17 protein-coding genes are annotated in these 22,150 nt (G+C 65.8%); 5 read left to right on the forward strand and 12 right to left on the reverse strand.

Annotation, left to right across the window (positions count from 1 at the left end; genetic code table 11):
• Positions 1–107: 107 nt before the first annotated feature.
• The 6 genes from FHT08_RS01150 to FHT08_RS01175 all read right to left on the reverse strand — a co-directional run bounded on the left by FHT08_RS01150 (position 108) and on the right by FHT08_RS01175 (position 7,851).
• Positions 108–1,460 (reverse strand): HAMP domain-containing sensor histidine kinase, encoded by a 1,353-nt coding sequence (locus tag FHT08_RS01150; RefSeq protein ID WP_104536745.1) that lies wholly within the window; start codon positions 1,458–1,460, stop codon positions 108–110.
• Between the two features lie 8 nt (positions 1,461–1,468).
• Complete coding sequence (locus FHT08_RS01155; protein ID WP_166774004.1) at positions 1,469–2,812, reverse strand: sigma-54 dependent transcriptional regulator; 1,344 nt, start codon at positions 2,810–2,812, stop codon at positions 1,469–1,471.
• Positions 2,813–3,222: 410 nt separating this feature from the next.
• On the reverse strand, positions 3,223–4,455 hold the full coding sequence (locus FHT08_RS01160; RefSeq protein ID WP_166774005.1) for an FtsX-like permease family protein: 1,233 nt from the start codon (positions 4,453–4,455) through the stop codon (positions 3,223–3,225).
• Positions 4,456–4,509: 54 nt separating this feature from the next.
• A complete protein-coding gene (locus FHT08_RS01165) occupies positions 4,510–5,811 on the reverse strand; it encodes an ABC transporter permease (protein WP_166774006.1) in 1,302 nt (433 codons plus the stop codon).
• 12 nt (positions 5,812–5,823) lie between these two features.
• Positions 5,824–6,543, reverse strand: a complete 720-nt coding sequence (locus tag FHT08_RS01170) for an ABC transporter ATP-binding protein (protein ID WP_166774007.1) — start codon at positions 6,541–6,543, stop codon at positions 5,824–5,826.
• 36 nt (positions 6,544–6,579) lie between these two features.
• Positions 6,580–7,851: an efflux RND transporter periplasmic adaptor subunit gene (locus FHT08_RS01175; protein WP_166774008.1), complete on the reverse strand. Its 1,272-nt coding sequence runs from the start codon at positions 7,849–7,851 to the stop codon at positions 6,580–6,582.
• A gap of 204 nt (positions 7,852–8,055) precedes the next feature.
• Here FHT08_RS01175 and glmS point away from each other — a divergent pair, with 204 nt between their 5' ends.
• Both glmS and FHT08_RS01185 read left to right on the forward strand, forming a co-directional pair.
• Positions 8,056–9,885 (forward strand): glutamine--fructose-6-phosphate transaminase (isomerizing), encoded by a 1,830-nt coding sequence (gene glmS, locus FHT08_RS01180; RefSeq protein ID WP_166774009.1) that lies wholly within the window; start codon positions 8,056–8,058, stop codon positions 9,883–9,885.
• Positions 9,886–10,223: 338 nt separating this feature from the next.
• Positions 10,224–10,697 carry a hypothetical protein gene (locus FHT08_RS01185; protein ID WP_104536360.1) on the forward strand — a complete coding sequence of 158 codons (474 nt, stop codon included), beginning with the start codon at positions 10,224–10,226 and terminating at the stop codon, positions 10,695–10,697.
• A 408-nt stretch (positions 10,698–11,105) separates the two neighbouring features.
• Here the strand turns inward: FHT08_RS01185 and gloA are convergent, their stop codons facing one another.
• The 4 genes from gloA to FHT08_RS01205 all read right to left on the reverse strand — a co-directional run bounded on the left by gloA (position 11,106) and on the right by FHT08_RS01205 (position 15,451).
• On the reverse strand, positions 11,106–11,630 hold the full coding sequence (gene gloA, locus FHT08_RS01190) for a lactoylglutathione lyase (RefSeq protein ID WP_166774010.1): 525 nt from the start codon (positions 11,628–11,630) through the stop codon (positions 11,106–11,108).
• A 212-nt stretch (positions 11,631–11,842) separates the two neighbouring features.
• On the reverse strand, positions 11,843–13,138 hold the full coding sequence (locus FHT08_RS01195) for a copper resistance protein B (RefSeq protein WP_166774011.1): 1,296 nt from the start codon (positions 13,136–13,138) through the stop codon (positions 11,843–11,845).
• Positions 13,135–14,946, reverse strand: coding sequence for a copper resistance system multicopper oxidase (locus FHT08_RS01200; RefSeq protein WP_104536358.1), 1,812 nt, complete (start codon positions 14,944–14,946; stop codon positions 13,135–13,137). The genes FHT08_RS01195 and FHT08_RS01200 overlap by 4 nt, the downstream gene beginning before the upstream one ends.
• Positions 14,947–15,049: 103 nt before the next feature.
• On the reverse strand, positions 15,050–15,451 hold the full coding sequence (locus tag FHT08_RS01205; RefSeq protein WP_104536357.1) for a CopL family metal-binding regulatory protein: 402 nt from the start codon (positions 15,449–15,451) through the stop codon (positions 15,050–15,052).
• Positions 15,452–15,593: 142 nt separating this feature from the next.
• Between FHT08_RS01205 and FHT08_RS01210 the strand changes: the two genes are divergently transcribed.
• Complete coding sequence (locus FHT08_RS01210) at positions 15,594–16,697, forward strand: PLP-dependent cysteine synthase family protein (RefSeq protein ID WP_166774012.1); 1,104 nt, start codon at positions 15,594–15,596, stop codon at positions 16,695–16,697.
• Between the two features lie 99 nt (positions 16,698–16,796).
• The gene (locus FHT08_RS01215) at positions 16,797–18,821 is read left to right on the forward strand and encodes a M3 family metallopeptidase (RefSeq protein ID WP_166774013.1); all 2,025 of its coding nucleotides are present in this window, start codon (positions 16,797–16,799) and stop codon (positions 18,819–18,821) included.
• 99 nt (positions 18,822–18,920) lie between these two features.
• On the opposite strand, the gene fabB is transcribed toward FHT08_RS01215, so the two are convergent.
• Together fabB and fabA are read right to left on the reverse strand one after the other, a co-directional pair.
• Positions 18,921–20,129: a beta-ketoacyl-ACP synthase I gene (gene fabB / locus FHT08_RS01220; RefSeq protein ID WP_166774014.1), complete on the reverse strand. Its 1,209-nt coding sequence runs from the start codon at positions 20,127–20,129 to the stop codon at positions 18,921–18,923.
• Positions 20,129–20,644, reverse strand: coding sequence for a 3-hydroxyacyl-[acyl-carrier-protein] dehydratase FabA (gene fabA / locus FHT08_RS01225; RefSeq protein WP_104605968.1), 516 nt, complete (start codon positions 20,642–20,644; stop codon positions 20,129–20,131). Before fabA ends, fabB begins: the two co-directional genes overlap by 1 nt.
• Before the next feature lie 340 nt (positions 20,645–20,984).
• Here fabA and dinB point away from each other — a divergent pair, with 340 nt between their 5' ends.
• Positions 20,985–22,064, forward strand: a complete 1,080-nt coding sequence (gene dinB, locus FHT08_RS01230; protein ID WP_166774015.1) for a DNA polymerase IV — start codon at positions 20,985–20,987, stop codon at positions 22,062–22,064.
• The last annotated feature ends 86 nt before the right edge of the window (positions 22,065–22,150 follow it).

Raw genomic sequence — 22,150 nt, forward strand, 5'->3', positions numbered from 1 at the left:
GGCAATTCAGTGGTGCTGGCGATCGTCCCGGTCGGCTCGAGGGTCGATCGCATGCCAGCGGTATCGCAATGGAAATGGCCGAGAAACGCGCCCCAGGGGCTTGCGAGCTAGCCGGCCGCCGCAGCCGGCAGCAGCAAGGTGACGCACAACCCGCCGTGCTCGCGGTTATGCAGCGAGATGCGCCCGCCGTGCGCTTCGGCGATCTCGCGGGTGAGCGCAAGCCCGAGCCCGGTGCCGTTGCGCTTGGTCGAGTAGAACGGCATCAGCGCGTTATGCAGCACGGCCTCGTTCATGCCGTTGCCGCGGTCCAGCACCTCGATCCGCAGCCACTGCGGCACGCGCGTGACGCGCACGGCGACCTCGCTGTTGGGCGGCTGCGCCTCGCTGCAGGCTTCGTGCGCGTTCTTGAGCAGGTTGAGCAGCGCCTGCTCGATCTGCGCGGCATCGATGCGGCTGGAGACATCGCTCAGTGCGCCCTGCAGCTGAAACGGAATCTGCTGCCGCAAACGCTCCAGGAACGGTGCCCATTCGATGGTCTGCAACTGCGGCTGCGGCAACTTCGCAAAGCGGGCGTAGCCGCGGATGAAGCCTTCCAGATGACGTGCGCGTTCTTCGATGGTCTCGAACACCGTGCCGAGCCGGTCGGTGCGTTCGCGACGCAGCAACTCGGCGCCGGAGTGCGCCAGCGACGCGATCGGCGCGAGCGAGTTGTTCAATTCATGGCTGATCACGCGGATGACCTTTTTCCAGGTCTGCACTTCCTGGCGCCGCAGTTCGGTAGTCAGGGTGCGAATCAGCAGCAACTCGTGACCGCGTCCGTTGAGATGGAAACTGCGGCGTGACAGGTGATAGATCTGCTCGTCGTCTTCGTCATCGCCGTCCTCGCGGACCGCAAACAGGCAATCGCCGCCGCGCGCCAGCGCATCGCGCAGTTCGCCGGGCATGCGCGCGAGCAGGTCGTCCAGGTGCTGGCCTTCGAGCTTGCGGCCGTCGTACAACAGCTTGCGTGCGGCGTTGTTGGAGAAACTGATGCGGCGCACGCCATCGCCACCGGCCACCACCAGCAGCATCGCCACTGGAGTGTTCTGCAGCATGGTGTCGAGCATCAGTTCGCGCTGCACCAGGTTGCGCCGTTGCGCGCGCAGCACCTCGCCCAGTTCCGCATGCGCCTGCACCAGTTGCGCCAGTTCGTCGCTACCGCGCCAGTACACGCCGAAGTTGTATTCGCCATCGCGGTAGCTGCTGGTGGTGCCGGCCAGGGCGCGGAACAGCGAGCGCATCGGCGCGGTGGCGCGGCTGAGGCTGAACCACATCGCCGACAGCACCACCACCACCGACACTGCGGCCACTTGCCAGCCGCGGTCCATCCAGTACGCCATGAACCAGGGCAGCGCGGCGGCCAGCGCCAGCACCGGCAACAGCCGCAAAAACAGCGAGAACGTGAAGGAGCGTTGCCACATGTCGGGGATCATTCCGAAGTGATGCCGTAGCGGTCCATGCGCCGATACAGCGCCTGCCGGCTCAGCCCCAACTCGGCGGCAGCCTGGGCGATGACGCCCTGCGCGCGCGCCAGTGCCTGCTCGATACGGGCGCGATCCGGTTCGCCGCTTGCCGGCGCGGCCGGGCGCGACGCGGCTGGCCGCGGCAGGTTCAGATCGCCGGCCTCGATGCGCACACCTTGCGCGAGCAGCGACGCGCGTTGCAGCACATTGCGCAGCTCGCGCACGTTGCCGGGCCAGGCGTGCCGCTGCAAGGCATCGCGGGCCTGGGTGGACAACGGTTTTTCGCCTACCAGGAAGTGCTCGGCCAACGGCCCGATGTCGCCGGGGCGTTCGGCCAGGGCGGGCAGCGCGATTTCCACGGTGTTGAGGCGGTAGTACAGATCCTCGCGGAAGCTGCCATCGCGGATCATGGCCTGCAGGTCGGCATTGGTGGCGCTGATCACGCGCACCTTGGCGTGGCGTTCGCGGTTGGAGCCCAGGCGTTCGTAGCGGCCGGTTTCCAGCACGCGCAGCAGCTTCATCTGCCCGGCCAACGGCAGGTTGCCGATTTCGTCCAGAAACAGCGTGCCGCCATCGGCAGCTTCGAACTTGCCTTCGCGCGCCTTGTTGGCGCCGGTATAGGCGCCGGCTTCGGCGCCGAACAGTTCGGCTTCGATCAGGTCGCCCGGCAATGCGCCGCAATTGAGCGCAATGAAGGGGCCGTGTTTGGCGGGAGAGTTGGCCTGGATGATCTCGGCGATCTTTTCCTTGCCGCTGCCGTTGGGGCCGGTGATCAGCACCGGCAGGTCCGAGCGTGCGACCTGGCAGGCAAGCGCGATCGCGCGCTCGCTGGCCGGGTCGGCGAACACCGCGCCGCGCAGATCGTAGCGTTGGGTCAGCTGCTCGCGACCGCGCCGCTCGCGCTCGCGCCGACGTTCCAGTTCGCGGCGCGCTTCGGACAGTTCCAGCAGGTTGTTGACCGTGGTCAGCAGCTTGGTGTCGTCCCAGGGCTTGGCGATGTAGTCGGCCGCACCGGCCTTGACCAGGCCAACCGCGCTGCCCAGGTGGGTCCAGGCGGTGAGCAAGATCACCGGCAGGTCCGGGTGGCGCTGACGGATCTGGGTGAACAAGGCTTCGCCTTCCTCGCCGGAGGTAGTGTCGGCAGTGAAGTTCATGTCCTGGATCACCAGATCGAACCCCTGCTCGTCCAGCAGCGCCAACCCGGCCTGCGGCGAGTGCGCATGCCGCGCTTCGATATCGTGCAGCGAAAACAGCACCTCCAGCGCAGTGGCCACAGCGGTGTTGTCGTCGATGATCAGGATCTGCGGCATCGCATTGCTCGGTGGAAGGCGCGGGAGGGAACGACTATCAGAACAGGATTCGACGCGTGGCGGAACTGTGCGGGCAAAGGAGAGTGCATGCGCCTGACAATCTCCTGCCAGATGGGGCAGATTCCGGCAATGTGGGGATCGTCTGAGCAGTGCAATGAGGTTGGCAGCAGGTTGCGTCGATGCCGACCTCAAGCGCAGGTCCGGGCGCAGCGCCAGATATCAGGCGGCCAGGAATCCGCGCCGCAGGCGCCTTGGCTAAGGCGATCGTGGCGCAATCAGCGTTTCACAAACGACCGATGTCCTCGTTAATTTCAGCGTGCTGCGATCGTGCAGGATCTGCGCAACATCGCTGGATGCCATGTGCTGCACGTTAGCGGGTCGACAGCGACCGCTGACGTGCAGCGTGCGCATCACGCGCTGCGCGTGGCCACCGCCGGTGGTACCAGCGCGGCGCGCCGTGCGGGCCAGTACACGGCGATCTGGCCCAGCGACCAGAGCAGCAGTGCGCCGATCGGCAGATACAGCACCGGCAGGCGCGGCAACTCGTAGCGGGCCATCAGCCAGACATTGATCGAGTACGCCAGCAACATGCCGAGCACGATGCCGACCGAGGCCAGCAGAAAATTCTCGATCTGGAAGTAGCGCAGGATCTGGCCGCGCGTTGCGCCCAGGGCGCGACGAATGCCGATCTGTTTGGTGCGTTGCTGCACCCAGAAGCTGGCCAGGCCAACGATGCCCAGCGCGGTGACGATCAGCAGCGCGATACAGACTGCACCAAGTAACCAGACCATCGCGCGGTCGTTCTGGAAGTATTCGTCGCGGATCTCGCTGTAGGTCTGCTGCTTCAGCACCAGTCGGCCGTTGTCCAACTTCATCAATGCGGCAACTGCGGACTGCAACACCTCTGCGCGACGCGCTTGGTCGGTGACACGGATGATGTACTGGCCTGCGGTGTAATCGATGCGTATGGGCAGCAACATCGAGTAGTTGCTTTGATTGACGCCATTGAAATTGTTGTTGTTCGGGCGTGCCAGTGTCTGCACGATGCCGATGATGTGTAATGCCGTTTCACCCGCGTAAATTGTCTTGCCCAACGCATTGCGGTTCGGGAACAGCTTGTCGGCCATGGGTTGCGCGATGATCACCGAGATCCCTCGGCTGTCGAGAAATCTGTCGTTGTTCGTTTGCTCCATATCAATGAATTCGCTTGCAGCGAAATCCCTGCCGGCTACCAGTTGCAGGCCAAGCGTGCCCACGGTGCTTTCGCCCGACATGAATTGTGCGGCATTGAGCGTCTGGCGCTCCTGCTCCCTGGTCAGGGAGATGCCGCTATTCCATGAGTAATGGACGAAGGGCACCTGGTTGATGACGATCGCGCCACGGACACCGGGCAGGCTTCGCAGCGCAGCCAGATCCTCGCGCGTACGTGCTTGCGCATTGACCTGGGTACCGATGCCCCCCAGTTGGACGCTGACCAGTTCCGACTCAGCGATGCCACTGGACTGTTGCAGCGTTTCAATGCGGTTGCCGATCAGAAACATGGCGTTGCAGATGATCGCGCAGGCCAGTGCGATCTCGAGCACGATCAATGCGGCTGCGGTCTTGTGACGGCGCAACGTGGAAATGATGGGGCGGATGTCCATGGGCGGTACCTTCGATAAGAGGCCGTGCCCGCCGCAGCGCGGCGGGTGTGGGAGTCAGGATGCTTTGAGCTGCAGTGCGGGCGCGACCTGGATGGCGCGCCAGGACGGCAGCAAGCCGGCCAATAGACTGGCAACCAGCGCCAGTGCGAAGGTGAGCAACAGCATCTTTGGATCCAGATGCGCAAGCTTGGCGTAGTCGACAGGTTGTTGGCGCACCACCCACAAGCCCAACCATGCCAGCCCAAGCCCTGTAATACCGCCCGCAAGTCCGATGGTTCCGGCTTCGACCAGGCACTGCGCAAAGATGGCGCCGCGTGAGGCGCCCAGGGCACGACGCACACCGATCTCTCCACTGCGGCGCAGGAACTTGGCGAGCAACAGACCCACGGTATTGAGCAGGCACACCAGCAGGAAGCCCATCGCCAGCCACAGCTGCAGGCGAACGTCGCCAGGAACCACTTCCTTGTAGTCCAGCCACTCCATCACGTTACGCAGGCGGGTATTGTTCGGACGTTCGAAACGCCCTGCAGCGCGCTGCTGATCGGAGTAGTTATCCAGGTAGGCTTTGTAGTCGCCAGCCTGCGCTGGGCTATCGAGCTCCACCCAGTACTGCATCCAGGTGCAGGGCGCATTGAGCGCGGTTTGATCACTGCTGGCGCTCTTGCCGTAGCAATTCGTGCCGCCGTAATGGTCCATTTTCAGATCTATCGCCACGGAAAACGGCAGATACGCCTGTTCGTTCGAGCCGTAGCTATCGCTGAGATCGTAAAAGCGCGGATTGGCTTTCCAGTGAGCAAGAACGCCAACGATGCGGAAGGTGTTCTTGTCCATGCGCAGGTCGCGGCCAACGCTATTGCTGCCGTCGAACAGCTTGTCGTTGAGTTCCTGGGTGATCACCGCAACGCGTTCGTGCGCCTCGTCGCTACTGGCCGACCAGCCTTGGCCATACAGGAAAGGCGTTTCGAACATCGGGAAGAAATCTGCCGACGTGAAGCGTACTTCGGATTTGAAGGCGGTCATGCCATTCTTGCTGGGCTCGATCGCCACTCTTCCGCCGGTCATCAGCGCCTGGCGTTTTGCACGCTTTTCACGCAGCAGCGCTTCGGCATCGAAGCGAGTGACCTGGTCGCCAGGCTCTTCTCCCGGCTGGTATCCGGCCTTGGGGTATGGATCCACCAGGACGCTAAACAAGCGGTCGCTCTTCTGCGGGATCGGATCGCCGGACAGCACATAGAACACCGTCAGCGTGGTCATGCTGGCGCCGATGCCGAGCGCGATGGCCAGCACCATCAGCGCGGTGAGTACCTTGTTGCGGCGGAAGCTGCGTAAGGCAAGATTGAAGTAGTAGCCGAACATGGGGTGTGCCTCCTACTCGGCCAGGGTGGGGACGCTGTCGCGCGCGCGCATCAGGGCGGGGTTGCGTTCCAGATCGGTGGCCTGGCCGTCGACGATATGCACGTTGCGCTGCGCGCGTGCGGCCAGCTCCGGGTCGTGGGTGACCATCACGATGGTGGTGCCCTGGCTGTTGATCTCTTCCAGCAGTTCCATCACTCCGCGTGCCATCTGCGAGTCGAGGTTGCCGGTGGGTTCGTCGGCCAGCAACAGGCGCGGGCTGCCGGCCAGTGCGCGCGCGATGGCGGCACGCTGCTGCTGGCCGCCGGACAGCTCGGTGGGGTAGTGCTTCAGGCGCGAGCCCAGCCCGACCTTGGTCAAGGCTTCTTCGATGCGCTGCTTGCGTTCGGCCGCGGCCATGCCGCGATAACGCAGCGGCACATCGACGTTGTCGAACAGGTTGAGATCGGGAATCAGGTTGAAGCCCTGGAAGATGAAACCGATCTTGCGGTTGCGCAGGCGCGAACGCGCGTCGTCGGACAGATGGCTGACGTCTTCGCCGTCGAGCAGGTACTGCCCGCTGGTGAAGGTCTCCAGCAGCCCGGCCAGGTTGAGGAAAGTGGTCTTGCCCGAGCCGGACGGGCCGGTGACCGCGACGAACTCGCCTTCGCGCACATGCAGGTCCAGCGAGCGCAGCGCGTGCGTTTCCACCTGTTCGGTGCGAAAGACCTTGGAGACCGATTGCATCTTGAGCATTGCCGATTCCTTTGCGGGTAAGGTGGGAAGAAAGAATTAGTGGACGGTGACGCGCGGTGCGTCACCGAAGTTGTCTGCGCCGGAGACCACCACGCGGTCGCCGACCTGCAGCCCGGACAGCACCTGCACCTCGCCCAGGCTGCTGACACCCATGCGTACCGGCCGGCGCACCGCGGTGTTGCCGTCCATCACGTAGGCGTAGCTGCCGCCGGATTGTTCGACGAACGGGCCGCGTTCGACCTTGAGCACGTTGCGGCGCGTGTCCATCACCACGCGTGCGCTCATGCGCTGGCTCTGGCGCAGGCCCGGCGGCTGCTTGTCGGCAAAGCGGATGCGCGCGGTGACTTCGCCGTTGACCACTTCCGGCGACACCGCCGAGATGGCGCCCGGAAACGGCTCGCCGCTGCCGCTGGTGAGCTGCGCCGGCATGCCGATCGCCAGATCGCGCGCAAAACTTTCCGGCACCTTGATCTCGACTTCGAACTTGGACAGGTCCACCACGCCCAGGATCGGCGCGTTCGCCGCGACCTGGGTGTGCTGCACGGCCTGCACCTGGCCGACCTGGCCATCGAACGGCGACAGCAGCGTGAGCGCATCCACCTGGCGCTGCACCTCGGCCACCACCGCGCGCTGGCGGTCGGCGAGCAGGCGCTTGTTGCGCGAATCCAGGTCTGCACCCTGGCTCTTCAGGGACGCATCCCGCTGGGCGTGCTGCAGGTCGATGTCGGTCTTCTTCAGGGTGTCCTGGGCCTTGGCCAGTTCCACCTGCGGCACCGCGCCGCCATCGTAGCCGCGCTGGTAGCGTTCCAGGTCGCGCGCGGCGGCCTGCTTGTCGATCTTGGCCTGGTCAGTGAGCTTGCTGGCCGTGGCGCGGGCCAGGGTGGCATCCAGGGCGGCGCGGCTGGACTCGGCTTCCAGCCCGGCCAGGGTGGCCTGCTCCTGGGCCAGCTTGCTGCGCAGCTCCGGGCTGTCGATACGTGCCAGCTCCTGGCCCTGCTTGACCACGTCGCCGGCCACCACGCTCAGCGTCACCGTGCCGGCCGAGATGGCATATAGCACCGGGCTGTTGGCGGCGATGACGCGGCCGTCGGCGGCGATGTCGCGGACCAGGTCGCCCTGGCTGACCGTGGCGATGCGCACCCGGCTGGCATCGAACGAACGGCTGCCGGCGCTCCACGCGGTGACCGCCCAGCCAATGCCGGCCAGTACCGCGACCGCGGCGACGCCGGGCCATAGCCAACGGCGCCAGGGCGCGTGCCGGGCGGGTGTACGGAGAACCTGGTCCTGGGCGGAGGTATCGCGAATCATGGTCGGCTGGCTCGGTGGCGTCACTGCGATAAAGCAGGACGTGTGCCAACCTTCAAGTGATTGAAAGCAATCAGCTTTATGGGCTGGCGAACGGTGTCCGCAGTGTCCGCGGACACCGCTGCGGACAGGTTGTCCGGGCATGGTCATGCAGCGGACAAGAGCGGACACGCTAAAATGCGCGGCTTCGTCCTCAAGGGTTGTCCTATGTGCGGCATTGTCGGAGCGATCGCCGGGCGCGACGTGGTCCCGGTCCTGATCGAGGGACTCAAGCGTCTGGAGTACCGCGGCTACGATTCCTCCGGCATCGCCGTGCTCGATGGCGACCAGGTGCGCCGCGTGCGCCGCACCGGGCGCGTGGCGGAGATGGCGCAGGCGGCGCAGGCCGAGCAGTTCGGCGCGACGCTGGGCATCGGCCACACCCGCTGGGCCACCCATGGCGGCGTCACCGAGGCCAACGCGCACCCGCACATCAGTGCGGGCGTGGCACTGGTGCACAACGGCATCATCGAAAACCACGAGCAGCAGCGCGAGAAGCTGCGCGCGCTCGGCTACACCTTCGAGTCGCAGACCGATACCGAGGTCATCGCGCATCTGATCCATCACCATCTGGGCAGTGCAGGCGACCTGTTGACCGCGCTGCAACGCACCGTCAAGGAACTCACCGGTGCCTATGCGCTGGCGGTGATGAGCCAGGCCGAGCCGGAGCGCTTCGTCTGCGCGCGCATGGGCTGCCCGTTGCTGATCGGCGTGGGCGAGGGCGAGAACTTCGTCGCCTCCGATGTCTCGGCCATCGTGCAGGCCACCCGCCAGGTGATCTTCCTGGAAGAAGGCGACACCGCCGAGTTGCGCCGCGATGGCGTGCGCATCTTCGATGGCAACGACGCGCCGGTCGAGCGCCCGCTGCATCTGTCGGATGTGTCGCTGGCATCGCTGGAACTGGGCCCGTTCCGCCATTTCATGCAGAAGGAAATCCACGAGCAACCGCGTGCGCTGGCCGATACCATCGAAGCGGCGATCGATGCCAAGGGCTTCCCTGCGTCCCTGTTCGGCCCGACTGCCGAAGCGGTGTTGCGCGACATCGAAGGCGTGCAGATCCTGGCCTGCGGCACCAGCTATTACGCCGGCATGACCGCGCGCTACTGGATCGAGGCGATCGCCGGGCTGCCGTGCAGCGTGGAGATCGCCAGCGAGTACCGCTATCGCGCCGCCTACGCCAACCCGAAACATCTGATCGTCACCATCTCCCAATCCGGCGAAACGCTGGACACGATGGAGGCACTGAAATACGCCAAATCGCTGGGGCATCTGCACACGCTGTCGATCTGCAACGTGCCCGAAAGCGCCATCCCGCGCGCCAGCGAGCTGGTCTGCTACACGCGTGCCGGTGCCGAGATCGGCGTCGCCTCGACCAAGGCATTCACCACCCAGCTGGCGGTGCTGTTCCAGCTGACCATGGTGCTGGGCAAATTGCAGGGGCGCATCGGCGAAGCCGAAGAGGCGGACTATCTGGAGCAGCTGCGCTTTCTGCCCGGCAGCGTGCAGCACGCGCTGAATCTGGAGCCGCAGATCATGGCCTGGGCCGAGCGTTTCTCGGTCAAGGAAAACGCACTGTTTCTCGGCCGCGGCCTGCATTACCCGATCGCGCTGGAAGGCGCGCTCAAGCTCAAGGAAATCTCCTATATCCACGCCGAAGCGTATCCGGCCGGCGAGTTGAAGCACGGCCCGCTGGCGCTGGTGGACGCGGCGATGCCGGTGGTGGTGATCGCGCCCAACGATCGCCTGCTGGAGAAGGTCAAGTCCAACATGCAGGAGGTGCGTGCACGCGGCGGCGAGCTGTTCGTGTTCGCCGACCAGGACAGCCACTTCAGCGAATCCGAAGGCGTGCACGTGATCCGCACCCCGCGCCACGCCGGCGTGCTGTCGCCGGTGATCCACACCATTCCGGTGCAGCTGCTGGCGTATCACACCGCACTGGCGCGCGGCACCGATGTGGACAAGCCGCGCAATTTGGCCAAGGCGGTGACGGTGGAGTAAGCACGGCCGATCGCAGGGCTGCGCTCACTCGAATGAGCGCAGTCGCTGCCGGGCGGCCTCTACCACCATGCACTGTTGTGGGTTCGCGCGCCCGCCCAACGCCCCCGCTACGTTTCATCGCTTCCTTCGCTCGCACATGTCGGCGTCGGGTGACGCTACGAGTGGCTCTGCGTCGGCATCGCGCAAGGGCAGATGCGGCGCCGCTTCGCGCGACCGCGCTTGGGTCGCTATCGGTGCCGCAGCGACGGAAGATTGGCAGACGAGCGATCCGGCTGCCAACGCTCTGGTCCAGGTTATGCATACGCTTCCTGCGAGGGTCCCATCACGCAGGAGGACGTATGCACGAGTCTTTCAAACAGGGCGCGCCGGCCGAGGTGTGGCAGGCGTTGGTACGTGAAGCGGGGCAGCGGATTGCACGTCCGCTGGACGAATCGCGCGAGCATTATCTGGTCTTCGTGTTGCTGCGCCTGCAGCGCGATGCGCAGCTGTTTTCGCGCACGCAGGCCCTGGCCTGGCTGCATGCCCAGAACCAGATCGGCAGCCTGCGGGCGGATGCGTTACGCGATATCGGAGATCAATGCCTGTTGATTGCGGGCCTGTTTCCCGGAGTTGCGCAGCGCCGACGGCTCAGCGTCGACTATTTCATCGCGTTGGGCCGCGGCGCGTATTTCGAGGTGGCCGACACGCGTTACAGCGATGCAGGCCTGTTCGCGCAATTGGCCGCCACCTATCGCGAGCTGGTCCACACGCTTGCCGCCCTGCGCCCGCCGCACGAGTGGCAGCGCAGTCATGGCGGACTGCTGCGCGCGTAGAGAAGTGCCACCTCCGGGGCGGCCCCTACAGACGTGGGGACCGCCCCGACTGCCAATTGCGCACGATGCGCTCACACTAAGTGCGCAACTGAGCGTTCTAGCCGACTGCGGATCGTTGTCCGATGGACCAAAGCACTGTGCCGTTGATCGCTGTCCGCGCGATCTGACAGTGCCATGTCGCATTGCGTGGGGGACACGCAATGCGACGTTGTTGGGGTAGGATCCGGCGCTGCAGCTCACCTGATGGCGTATTTCCGCGGTCCGACTGTTCGCCCGTCCAGCAAAGCCTGGCCGATCCAACTGCGTGGGCGCCCCCTCTGCCGACATACCCTGCTCGAAAGCGACGTGCCGACAGCGCACGTGCTTGAAACAAAAAATGCCCGTGAACTCCGGGCATTTTGTTATGCGTCACGCCAACGGCGTATTGGAAATGATCTCCACCCAGTAGCCGTCCGGGTCCTTGATAAAGGCCAGGTGCTTCATGCGGCCGTCTTCCAGGCGTTTCTGGTACGGCACTTTTAGGGAGTCGAAGCGCGCGCAGGCGGCGTGGATGTCGGGCACCGAGATGCAGATGTGGCCAAAGCCGCGCGGCTCGCTGTTGCCGTCGTGGTAGACCGGGCCGTCCTGGGTTTCGGTGCCGTGGTTGTGGGTGAGTTCGAGCACGCCGGGGATGCCGGCCATCCACAGCCGACGCGCGGCATCGTCGTCGGGGATCGCGGTGCCGTCGGGCAGCAGGGCCAGGAAGTACAGGCTGAATTGCGCATCGGGAAAATTGCGCGCGTCCAGCAGGCGGAATCCCAGCACGCGCGTGTAGAAATCCAGCGAACGCTGCGCATCCTTGACGCGCAGCATGGTGTGGTTGAACACGAAGCCGGCGGTGTCGGCAGGCGCGGCGCTGGCGCCGGGGACGTGTTGCAGATCGGACAAAGGCATTACGGTCTCCTCGGTGGAATGTGGGGGGCAGGTCACGCTGCGTCGGACGCAGATGTTAGCGGGGCAATGGTTGTCGGCATGTCTGCACCGTGCGCGTCGGCGGTCTGGCGTCGCTCTGTGACCGATCGCGCGCGACAGCACGAACTGCGCTGTTCAAGGTCGCGGCATGGACCTGGATCCGAACGGTCAGGCCCATGCGCACAGCGGCTGTCTCAGAACCAGACGCGCACGCCGGCAACGAACCGGCTGTCGCGTGCCGGTTCCTCTTCGATCGCGGCGCGGCGTGCGGTGTCGCCGAAATTGCGGCTGTGCACCCAGCCGATGTAGGGCGCGAAGCGGCGGGTGATTTCGTAGCGCAGCCGCAGGCCGACCTGGACCTGCTCCAGCCCGCTGCCGACGCCGCGCCGGTCATCGTCGGTGAGGGCGATGTCGGCTTCCACGCGCGGCTGCAGGATCAGCCGGTTGGTGAGCAGTACTTCGTACTCGCCTTCCAGGCGCAGTGCCGCGCGGCTGCCGCTGCCGACATAGAGCGTTGCTTCGGTCTCGAACTTGTAGGGCGCCAGGCCCTGCACGCCGAAGGCGGCCCAGCTGCGATGCTCGCCCGCTCCGATGTCCTGACGTGCACCGACCAGCAGGTCCCACCATGGCGAGATGGCACGACCATAGAACGCTTCCATCGATGCGGCCTGCGTGCGCCCGTCCTGCCGCTCGCCTTCGCTGCGCAGCCAGAGCCGGTCGATGTCGCCACCGATCCAGGCGCGCGCTTCCCAGTCGTGACCGCTGCCGCGCGTGGTGTCGAAGGCTTCCAGGCGATCGAGTAATACGTAGTGATTGATGCCTGGTGTGTGCATCGCATGGTGCTGCAAGGGTGCGAATGCCGCAGCGATCTCCTCGGCAGTGGGCTCGGGGATCGGCGTGCGGGGCAGTGCGCCGGCGATGGCCAATGCCGGCGTCTGCGTCGCCGCTTCGGTGTGCGGCGCGTGTTCCATGCCGATGTGATCCATCGCCCCATGCTGGGCTTGCCCATGATGCATCGAGGCATGATCCATCGATGCGTGCTCCATTGCGCCGTGGTCGCTGTCTGTCTGCGATTGCCGGGTGTGGTCCAGTTGTGGATTTGCAGAGGTCTGGTGTGCGGCGTGCTGCATGCCTGTGTGGTGCATCGATGCCGGCGATGCTGAAACGTCGGCCTCTACCGGGCGTTGCTCAGGCGTGCTGTCAGCATCGTTTGCCGATGCCGATGCACTGCTGGAGTGCTGCGCGTGCTGCATCTGCGCATGATCCATCTGCATCGCCTCAGCGCTCTGTTGTGTGGATGGTGGCGACGCCGCCGTCGCGCTGGATGTCTGTGGCTGGGCAGCCGTTGCCTGGTTGGTCATCTGCATTGCATGTGCGCCATCGACATGCGCGGATGAATCCACCGCCGCATGCTGATGCTCCTGTGCAGTTGCCGATGCGCTCAGCAGCAGGGCGAGCAGCGCCCTGTATTGCGTCCGTGGCGTACTCATGCCTCCACCCGCACTTCGCGCATCATGCCCGCTTCCATGTGGTACAGCAGATGGCAGTGGTAGGCCCAGCGGCCCAGCGCATCGGCGCGGACGCGATAGCTGCGGCGCGTGCCGGGGGGCATGTCGATGGTGTGCTTGCGCACCTGGAAATTGCCGTCGGCGTCTTCCAGATCGCTCCACATGCCGTGCAGATGGATGGGGTGCTGCATCATCGTGTCGTTGACCAGCACGATGCGCAGCCGCTCGCCGTACTGCAGCTGCAGTGGCTCTGCCGAGGCGAAGGCGATGCCGTCGAACGACCAGGCGAATTTTTCCATATGTCCGGTCAGATGCAGTTCGATCTCGCGCCCAGGCGCGCGTCCATCCGGATCCTCGAAAAGGCTGCGCAGGTCGGCGTAGCGCAGCACCCGGCGGCCATTGTCGCGCAGGCCAACCCCGGGGTCGTCCAGGCGTGGAACCGTGGCATTGCTGCGCATGTCGATCAGCGGGTTGCCGTCTTCGCTGGCAGGGTGGTGCGGTCTCTTGCGCTGCGCATCGCCGCTTGCATGCCCGTGCGTCTGCGCGGCCGGCATCGGCATTGCCATCGCGTGTGCCGCGTGTGGGTCGCTGTGCGGCGTGTCGGCGCCGTGCATGGCGTGACCTGCATGCGCCATGCCATCGCCGTGCCCCATGTCCTGCATGGTGAGGATGGCGCGCGGATCCAGCGCAGGAATCGGTGCCTGCAGTCCATGCCGCACCGCCAGCGTGCCGCAGGCGAATCCGGTGCGGCCCATGTCCTGCGCGAACACGGTAAACGCGTCCTGGCCAATGGGCTCGACAAGCACGTCGAAGGTTTCGGCTGCAGCAATGCGCAACTCGTCCACGCTGACCGGATGCACGTACTGGCCGTCGGCGGCCACCACGGTCATGCGCAGGCCGGGAACGCGGATGTCGAAGTAGGTCATCGACGAGCCGTTGATGAAACGTAGCAGTACCTTCTCGCCGGGCTTGAACAGGCCGGTCCAGTTGCCCGCCGGGGCGACGCCGTTGAGCAGGTAGGTGTAGGTATTGGCGTTGACGTCGGACAGGTCGGTCGGGGTCATGCGCATGCGGCCCCACATGCCGCGATCGGCCAGCGTTGCGCGCAAGCCGTCGTCGCGCGCGTCGCGCAGGAAATCGCCTACCGTGCGCTGCGCGTAATTGTCGTGACTGGGCATCTGCTTGAGCCGCCGGAACAGCGCGGCCGGGTCCAGGTCGGTCCAGTCCGAGAGCAGTACCACGTGCTCGCGATCGTGCCGATACGGCGGCGGTGTCAGCGGGTCGATGACGATCGCGCCGTACAGGCCGGCCTGTTCCTGAAACATCGAATGGCTGTGATACCAGTAAGTGCCGGACTGGCGCAGCGCAAAGCGGTAGTGATACTCCTGGCCCGGCGCGATGCCGTCGAAACTCATCCCCGGCACGCCATCCATGTTGGCGGGCAGCAACAGGCCGTGCCAGTGCACCGAGCTGGGTTGGTCGGCCAGCGTATTGCGCACGCGCACGTTGACCGTGTCGCCCTCGCGCCAGCGCAGCGTGGGGGCCGGCACGCTGTGATTGACGGTGATGGCGCTGCGCGTGCGCCCGGTGAGGTTGACCGGCATGCGGCCGATCTGCAGCACCTGACTGGTGCCGCGCAACACGGGTGTGGCCGAGGGGGCGGCACGTACATCGCCGCGCCACAGGCCGCCGGCGGCCGCAATACCGCCCAGGGCGAGGCCTTGCACGAAGCGGCGTCGACTCAGGCCGCCGCTGGAAGAGGGATCGAAAGAAGCAGGATCGAAAGACATGACATCTCCACTGCGGCCGGCCACTGACGGCCGACGCATGCATCGCTAGGAAAGCCCACGCAACACGCGCGCGGGACCGACGACGGCGCAAAGCCGTCAGCGCTCAGGCGATGGGAGGTCGAACCGGTTGCTCGGGCACCGGGCTGCTGCGCCCTCCGGCCAGTGTGGCAAGCAGGGTGGGGCGGCCAGGGAGGCCTGCGGGCACTGCAGGCAGGGTCAGCAAGGCGAGACTGCAGTGCTGCAGGCAGTCGCAGCTGCCCAGCTTGCAGCAGTCGGCCGCGTGCGCCTGTTGGGTTTTATCGGGGGCGTGCGCCGCAGCGGGCGGCGGCATCTGCTCATGGCACGGCATCGCCGCCGGCATGGACGCGTGCGCCATCGAGTCGGCCGACGGCACCCCGGCCGACGCCATCTCCGGCAGTGCCATGCCCACCGACGCCCATGCACCGGTGGCCGTATTGGCAACCAGGCACAGGCACAACAGCAGACGGAGCAGGCAATCCAGCACGGGCAGTCGGAGCAGTCAGGGCGGGCGGACAGGTGGCATGAGCATAGCACCGGCTTGCAGCTGTCCGCCCGATGACCCGCCCGCCGTGTCCGCGCGCCCGGCAGCGGTAGAATTGGTGCTTCCTTCGCCGCACAGTCCTGCCATGTCGCAGCGCCAGTGGGTGGCCGCCGCCATCCAGAAGATCGAGGCCGATTTCAACCGTTCGGCCGACACCCATCTGATTCCGATGGACCTGCCGGGCTTTGCGGGCATCGACCTGTACTTCAAGGACGAGTCCAGCCACCCGACCGGCAGCCTCAAGCACCGGCTGGCGCGCTCGTTGTTCCTGTACGCGCTGACCAACGGCTGGCTGCGTGCCGGGCGGCCGGTGATCGAGGCGTCCAGTGGCTCGACCGCCATCTCCGAGGCCTATTTCGCGCGGCTGCTGGGCGTGCCCTTCATCGCGGTGATGCCAGCCTCGACCTCGCCGGAAAAGATCGCCGCGATTCAATTCCAAGGCGGCCGCTGCCATCTGGTCGAACGTGCCTGCGATCTGGACAGCGCCTCGCACCAGCTCGCACGCGAGACCGGCGGCCATTTCATGGACCAGTTCACCTACGCCGAGCGCGCCACCGACTGGCGCGCCAACAACAACATCGCCGAATCGATCTTCAAGCAGCTGGCCGAGGAGCCGCATCCGATTCCCGACTGGATCGTCTGCAGCCCCGGCACCGGCGGCACCAGCGCCACGCTTGGCCGCTATGTGCGCTACCGGCGCCACGCCACCCGCATCCTGTGCGCCGACCCGGAAGTGTCGGTGTTCTTCGACGGCTATTGCCGCGCGGTGGACGGGCAGTGCCCCAAGGAGCTGGCCATCACCGGCGGCTCGCGCATTGAAGGCATCGGCCGGCCGCGGGTGGAGTCCAGCTTCATCGCCAGCTGCGTGGACGTGATGATCAAGGTGCCCGACGCCCTGAGCCTGGCGGCGATGCGCCATGTCAGCGCCACGCTCGGCCGCCGCGTCGGCGGCTCCACCGGCACCAATTTCGTCGGCGTGCTGCAGGCCGCCCATCGCATGCGCCAGGCGGGTCGCAGCGGCTCCATCGTCACCATCCTGTGCGATGCCGGCGAGCGCTATGCGCACAGCTATTACGACCCGGCCTGGTACGTGGCGCGCGACATCGACGTCATCGACAGCGATGCGGCCATTGCCATCGCGGTGAACGGCGGCGACTTGCCCGCGCTGCCTTGTGCGGCGCTGGAATGACCGCCATATCCCGTGAGCCGCTGGCAGAACCGCTGCGTCTCGCAGCGTCTGCCATCCCCTCGCCCTGATTCCTGATCCAGTCCACCGCCGGAGCGCCCCATGACCAACCCGCTGCTCGACCTGTCCGGACTGCCGTCCTTCGATGCGATCCGCCCCGAGCACGTGGGCCCGGCGATCGATCAACTGCTGGCCGACGCCGAGGCGGCGGTGAACGCGGCCGAGCAGGTCAGCCCGGTCAGCTGGGACAGCTTCGTGGTGCCGCTGGACGATGCCACCGAGCGGCTGTGGCGCGCCTGGGGCCAGGTTGGCCATCTGCAGGCGGTGGTCAACACGCCGGAACTGCGCGAGGCCTACAACAGCAACCTGCCCAAGCTCAGTCGCTTCGGCAGTGCGCTGGCGCAGAATCTGGCGCTGTATGCGCAGTACAAGGCCCTGGCCGAAGCACCGGAAGCGGCGCACTACGACGCCGCGCGGCGCAAGGTGCTGGAAAACGCGCTGCGCGATTTCCGCCTCGGCGGTGCCGAGCTGGATGACGCGTCCAAGGCGCGGTTTGCGCAGGTCCAGGAAGAACTGTCCGCGCTGGCCGCCAGGTTTTCGCAGAACGTGCTCGATGCCACCGATGCATGGTCGTACGTGAGCGAGGACGCCACCGAGCTGTCTGGCCTGCCGGCCGAAGTGGTCGCCGCTGCACGCGCGGCCGCGGAAAAAGACGGCATGCAGGGCTGGAAGCTGACCTTGCAGATGCCGTGCTATCTGCCGGTGCAGACCGATGCGGACAATCGCGCGCTGCGCGCGCGGCTGTATCGCGCCAACGCCGAGCGCGCCTCCGAGTTCGGCGATGCCGCGCTGGACAACAGCGCCAATATCGACCGTATCCTGGCCCTGCGCGCCGAGCTGGCGCAGCTGCTCGGGTTTGCCAGTTACGCGGAGTATTCGGTCGCCACCAAGATGGCGCAAAGCCCGGATGAAGTGATGGGCTTCCTGCGCGATCTGGCGGTACGCGCCAAGCCGTATGCGCAACGCGACCGTGCCGAGCTCGAAGTCTTCGCCCGCGACGAACTTGGCCTGGACGAACTGCAGGCCTGGGATTTGGCCTACGCCTCCGAAAAACTCAAGCAGGCGCGCTACAGCTTCTCCGAGCAGGAGGTGAAGCAGTACTTCACCGAGCCCAAGGTGCTGGCCGGTCTGTTCGATGTGATCCACAGCCTGTATGGCCTGACCGTCAAGCCCGATCGCGCGCCGGTCTGGCATGCGGATGTGCGCTTCTATCGTCTGGAAGATGCGCAGGGCGAGCTGGTCGGCCAGTTCTATCTGGACCTGTACGCGCGCGAAGGCAAGCGTGGCGGCGCGTGGATGGACGATTGCCGCAACCGCCGCGACACCGCCAACGGCGTGCAGACGCCGCTGGTGTATCTGGTATGCAACTTCGGCCGCGGCAGTGGCGATACGCCGGCCACGTTCCGGCATGGCGAAGTCACCACGCTGTTCCATGAGATGGGCCATGGCCTGCACCAGTTGCTAACGCGCATCGGCGAGTTGGGCGTGGCCGGCATCAACGGGGTGGAATGGGACGCGGTGGAACTTCCGAGCCAGTTCATGGAGAACTTCTGCTGGGAATGGGAGCGCGTGCAGGCGATGACCGCACATGTGCGCACCGGCGAGCCGTTGCCGCGCAACCTGTTCGACCGGCTGCTGGCCGCACGCAATTTCCAGAGCGGCATGTTCACCGTGCGCCAGCTGGAATTTGCGCTGTTCGACATGCAGCTGCACAGCAGCTTCGACCCGACCCAGGACAACGTGCTGCAGCTGATCGAGCGCGTGCGCGACGAGGTGGCGGTCAATCGCCCGCCGGCGTGGAATCGCTTCCCGCACCAGTTCAGCCACATCTTCGCCGGTGGTTATGCAGCCGGTTACTACAGCTACAAGTGGGCAGAAGTGCTCAGCGCCGACGCCTACGCCGCTTTCGAGGAAGCGCCCGGACAGGTGGCCGACACCGGCGCGCGCTTCCGCCATGAGGTGTTGTCGCGTGGCGGCAGCCGCAGCGCGGCCGACAACTTCCGCGCCTTCCGTGGGCGTGCGCCGAGCATCGATGCGCTGTTGCGGCACAACGGCATGGCCGGCTGAACCGGGATTGGGCAATCGGGATCGGGGAAGTGGCAAGAGCGATCTCTCCGCATACCGATCCCCAATTCCCAATTCCGCGCGGCGCCTGGCGCCGCGCCGTCACACCCGGCCGAACACCAGCGCCGCGTTGGTGCCGCCGAAGCCGAAGCTGTTGGACATCACCGTGTTCAACGTGGCGTCCTGGGTCTGTCGCAGGATCGGGAAGCCTTCGGCGCGCGGGTCGAGTTCGTCGATATGCGCCGAGCCGGCCATGAAACCGTCGCGCAGCATCAGCAGGCTGTAGATCGCCTCGTGCACGCTGGCCGCGCCCAAGGAATGGCCGGACAGCGCCTTGGTCGAGGACAGCGGCGGGACGTTGTCGCCGAACACCTCGCGTACCGCGCCCAGCTCGGTCACATCGCCCAGCGGCGTGGAGGTGCCATGCGTGTTGAGGTAGTCGATCGGTCGCGTCAGGCCCTGCATGGCCATGTGCATGCAGCGCACCGCACCTTCGCCGCTGGGCGCGACCATGTCGGCACCGTCGGAGGTCACGCCATAGCCGAGCAATTCGGCATGGATGCGTGCGCCGCGTGCGATGGCGTGGTCATAATCCTCCAACACCAGCATGCCGCCGCCGCTGCCGATGACAAAGCCGTCGCGCTGCGCGTCGTAGGGGCGCGAGGCCACCGCAGGGCGATCGTTGAAGCCGGTGGACAACGCGCCCATCGCATCGAACATCACGCTCATGGTCCAGTGCAGTTCTTCGCCGCCGCCGGCGAACATCACATCCTGCGCGCCATGCCGGATCAGGTCCGCGGCCGCGCCGATGCAATGGGCCGAGGTCGCGCAGGCAGCCGACAGCGAATAGCTCAGGCCGCGGATCTTGAACGCGGTCGCCAACGAGGCGGAGACCGCCGAGCACATCGTGCGCGGCACCATGTACGGGCCGACCTTGCGCACACCACGGCTGCGCAGCAGGTCGGCGGTTTCCACCTGCCACTGGCTTGAGCCGCCACCGGAGCCGGCAATCACGCCGGTGCGCAGGTCGCTGACCTGCTCGGCATCCAGTCCGGCATCGGCGATCGCATCGCGCATGGCCAGATAGGCGTAGGCCGAGGCATCGCCCATGAAGCGTTTAAGCTTGCGGTCGATCAGGCTGTCCAGATCCAGCGCCACCGCACCGCCGACCTGGCTGCGCAGGCCGGCCTCGGCGTGGTCGGGTAAGGCGGTGATGCCCGAGCGGCTCTCGCGCAAGGCGCTGGACACGGTGCCCAGATCATTGCCCAGACAGGAAGTGATGCCCATTCCGGTGACGACGACGCGACGCATCAGAAATTCTCCGTTGAAGTGAACATGCCCACGCGCAGGTCGTTGGCCGTGTAGATTTCGCGCCCGTCCACCAGCATGCGTGCATCGGTCTGTGCCATCACCAGCTTGCGGTTGATCACGCGGCTGACATCGATTTCGTAACTCACCAGTTTGGCGTTCGGCAACACCTGGCCGGTGAACTTGACCTCGCCGCAGCCCAGCGCGCGGCCGCGGCCTGCTGCGCCGATCCAGGTGAGGAAGAAGCCGGTCAGCTGCCACATCGCATCCAGGCCCAGGCAGCCGGGCATCACCGGATCATCGATGAAGTGGCAGCCGAAGAACCACAGGTCCGGGCGCACGTCGAGTTCTGCGCGGATCACGCCCTTGCCGTGTGCGCCGCCGCTGTCGTTGATCTCGGTGATGCGGTCGAACATCAGCATCGGGTCGTTGGGCAGGCGTGCACTGTCGGGTCCGAACAACTCCCCGCGCGCGCTGGCCAGCAATTGGTCGCGCGAGTACGCACTTTGACGAGTCATGACGAACGTTTCCTGCAAGAAGCGAAAGGCGAGGCCGGCAAGGGTGCATGAGAGCGCGCGGTTCAATCAAACGTTTTATCCGTACGCATGCGTGCTGTTTTCGGCCGATTGCGCAGTGCGGCAAGCGCGTTGTGCGGACAGCAGCCAACGCAGGTGATGGCGTCCAGCGGCTGCCGGTCAGGCGTGCGTACTGGTGTGGGGCAGCGCAGAGACAGATGCTGCGCAGCGTCCCGCCAGCGCTTGCGTCCGTTCGCGCACGGGCTGGCCCATGGGGGCGGCGCAATTGGTGAGACGCGGCTGATTTATCATTGTCCAACGCTTCCGGAGAGATACCAGCTTGATGCGCAAGATCGTGCACGTGGACATGGATGCGTTCTACGCGTCCGTGGAGCAACGTGACGATCCATCGCTGCGCGGCAAGCCGGTGGTGGTGGCCTGGCGCGGTGCGCGTTCGGTGGTGTGTGCGGCTTCGTACGAAGCGCGCACCTATGGCATCCGTTCGGCCATGCCGGCGCTGCGTGCCGAGCGTCTGTGTCCGGATGCGGTGTTCGTGCCGCCGGATTTTGCGCGCTACAAGGCGGTGTCGCGGCAGGTACGCGAGATCTTTCGACGGCATACCGATCTGGTCGAGCCGTTGTCCCTGGACGAAGCCTACCTGGATGTCACGCAGGCCAAGACCGGCATGCAACTGGCCACCGAAATCGCGCAGCTGATCCGCACCCAGATCCGCGAGGAAACCCAACTCACCGCATCGGCCGGCATTGCACCGAACAAGTTCCTGGCCAAGATCGCCTCGGACTGGCGCAAGCCCGATGGGCAGTTCGTCATCGCGCCCAGTCGGGTGGATGCGTTCCTGTTGCCGCTGCCGGTCAATCGCATTCCCGGCGTGGGCAAGGTGATGGATGGCAAGTTGACGGCGCTGGGCATCGTCACCGTCAGCGATCTGCGGCTGCGCCCCCTGGAGGAACTGCAGGCGCATTTCGGCAGCTTCGGGCAAAGCCTGTACCGGCGCGCACGCGGCATCGACGAGCGCCCGGTCGAGCCGGATCAGGAGGTGCAGTCGGTGTCCTCGGAAGATACCTTCAGCGAGGACATCGCGCTGGAGGCACTGGATCCGCACATCCTGCGCCTGGCCGAAAAGACCTGGCTGGCCACGCGGCGCACCGAGCGCATCGGGCGCACCGTGGTTCTCAAGTTGAAGACCTCCAACTTCCGTATCCTGACCCGCTCGTACACGCCAGATCAGCCGCCGGCCTCGCTGGAGGCATTGGCGGACATTGCGCTGGCGCTGACCCGGCGCGTGGAACTGCCCGAGGACACGCGCTACCGCCTGGTCGGGGTGGGATTGAGCGGTTTCAGCGGTGCGGAAGAGGGGGTTGTGCAGGGCGAGTTGTTTGGCGATACGCCGCAGGCGCAGTGATGGCGACGCGTCGCGCCTGCCGCGCCGCGGACGGGGTGCATGCAGCGATGATTGCAGTCACCTGCGTATCAGCACCTGTCTCGACG

It is taken from the genome of Xanthomonas sp. CFBP 8151 (assembly GCF_011761885.1).
Lineage (GTDB): Bacteria > Pseudomonadota > Gammaproteobacteria > Xanthomonadales > Xanthomonadaceae > Xanthomonas > Xanthomonas arboricola_B.

What these genes read in the sequence shown, in the direction of transcription:
- FHT08_RS01155 (WP_166774004.1), bottom strand. Translation starts at nt 2,812, where the DNA reads ATGCCGCAGATCCTGATCATCGACGACAACACCGCTGTGGCCACTGCG.
- FHT08_RS01165 (WP_166774006.1), bottom strand. Translation starts at nt 5,811, where the DNA reads ATGTTCGGCTACTACTTCAATCTTGCCTTACGCAGCTTCCGCCGCAAC.
- FHT08_RS01170 (WP_166774007.1), bottom strand. Translation starts at nt 6,543, where the DNA reads ATGCTCAAGATGCAATCGGTCTCCAAGGTCTTTCGCACCGAACAGGTG.
- glmS (WP_166774009.1), top strand. Translation starts at nt 8,056, where the DNA reads ATGTGCGGCATTGTCGGAGCGATCGCCGGGCGCGACGTGGTCCCGGTC.
- FHT08_RS01150 (WP_104536745.1), bottom strand. Translation starts at nt 1,460, where the DNA reads ATGTGGCAACGCTCCTTCACGTTCTCGCTGTTTTTGCGGCTGTTGCCG.
- FHT08_RS01195 (WP_166774011.1), bottom strand. Translation starts at nt 13,138, where the DNA reads ATGAGTACGCCACGGACGCAATACAGGGCGCTGCTCGCCCTGCTGCTG.
- FHT08_RS01210 (WP_166774012.1), top strand. Translation starts at nt 15,594, where the DNA reads ATGTCGCAGCGCCAGTGGGTGGCCGCCGCCATCCAGAAGATCGAGGCC.
- FHT08_RS01175 (WP_166774008.1), bottom strand. Translation starts at nt 7,851, where the DNA reads ATGATTCGCGATACCTCCGCCCAGGACCAGGTTCTCCGTACACCCGCC.
- FHT08_RS01185 (WP_104536360.1), top strand. Translation starts at nt 10,224, where the DNA reads ATGCACGAGTCTTTCAAACAGGGCGCGCCGGCCGAGGTGTGGCAGGCG.
- FHT08_RS01215 (WP_166774013.1), top strand. Translation starts at nt 16,797, where the DNA reads ATGACCAACCCGCTGCTCGACCTGTCCGGACTGCCGTCCTTCGATGCG.
- fabB (WP_166774014.1), bottom strand. Translation starts at nt 20,129, where the DNA reads ATGCGTCGCGTCGTCGTCACCGGAATGGGCATCACTTCCTGTCTGGGC.
- dinB (WP_166774015.1), top strand. Translation starts at nt 20,985, where the DNA reads ATGCGCAAGATCGTGCACGTGGACATGGATGCGTTCTACGCGTCCGTG.
- FHT08_RS01200 (WP_104536358.1), bottom strand. Translation starts at nt 14,946, where the DNA reads ATGTCTTTCGATCCTGCTTCTTTCGATCCCTCTTCCAGCGGCGGCCTG.
- fabA (WP_104605968.1), bottom strand. Translation starts at nt 20,644, where the DNA reads ATGACTCGTCAAAGTGCGTACTCGCGCGACCAATTGCTGGCCAGCGCG.
- gloA (WP_166774010.1), bottom strand. Translation starts at nt 11,630, where the DNA reads ATGCCTTTGTCCGATCTGCAACACGTCCCCGGCGCCAGCGCCGCGCCT.
- FHT08_RS01160 (WP_166774005.1), bottom strand. Translation starts at nt 4,455, where the DNA reads ATGGACATCCGCCCCATCATTTCCACGTTGCGCCGTCACAAGACCGCA.